The sequence below is a fragment of the Stutzerimonas stutzeri genome (genome assembly GCF_000935215.1).
In the GTDB taxonomy this organism is placed as follows: Bacteria; Pseudomonadota; Gammaproteobacteria; order Pseudomonadales; family Pseudomonadaceae; genus Stutzerimonas.
In genome coordinates, this window is record NZ_JXXD01000317.1 from 1 (window position 1) to 584 (window position 584).

2 protein-coding genes are annotated in these 584 nt (G+C 72.4%); both read left to right on the plus strand.

Annotated features, from left to right (window positions below; all coding sequences use genetic code 11):
* Positions 1-416 (plus strand): nicotinate-nucleotide--dimethylbenzimidazole phosphoribosyltransferase (locus LO50_RS22780; RefSeq protein ID WP_044316450.1); only part of this gene is annotated, 416 nt, incomplete at its 5' end.
* Positions 413-584 (plus strand): histidine phosphatase family protein (locus LO50_RS22785; protein WP_173425610.1); only part of this gene is annotated, 172 nt, incomplete at its 3' end. The genes LO50_RS22780 and LO50_RS22785, both read left to right, overlap by 4 nt.

Genomic DNA, 584 nt, shown 5'->3' on the forward strand with positions numbered 1-584 from the left:
TGCAGGTGATCCAGGCCGCGCTGGCGCTGCATGGCGCGCATTGCCATGAGTCGCTGGAAGCCTTGCGCCGTCTCGGCGGTTTCGAGGTGGCGGCGCTGGCGGGGGCCTATCTCGGCTGTGCCCAGGCCGGCGTCCCGGCGTTGGTGGACGGCTTCATCTGCAGCGTCGCCGCGCTCTGCGCGACACGCTTGAACCCCGACTGTCGCGCCTGGCTGATCTTCGCCCATCGCTCCGCCGAACCCGGCCACCTGGCAGTGCTCGACGACATGGGCGCCGAACCGCTGCTCGACCTCGGCCTGCGCCTGGGCGAGGGCAGCGGCGCGGCGCTGGCGGTGCCGCTGCTGCAACAGGCCTGCGCGCTGCACGACGGGATGGCGACCTTCGCCGAGGCGGCGGTTTCGGACCGGCCGGCATGAGCGCGCGCATCGATCTGCTGCGCCACGGCGAAACCGAGCGCGGTGGCGGCTTTCGTGGCAGCCTCGACGATGCCTTGACTGACCGCGGCTGGCAGCAAATGCGCGAGGCGGTGGACGGCGCCGGCCCCTGGGACGCGCTGATCAGCTCGCCCTTGCAGCGTTGCGCCG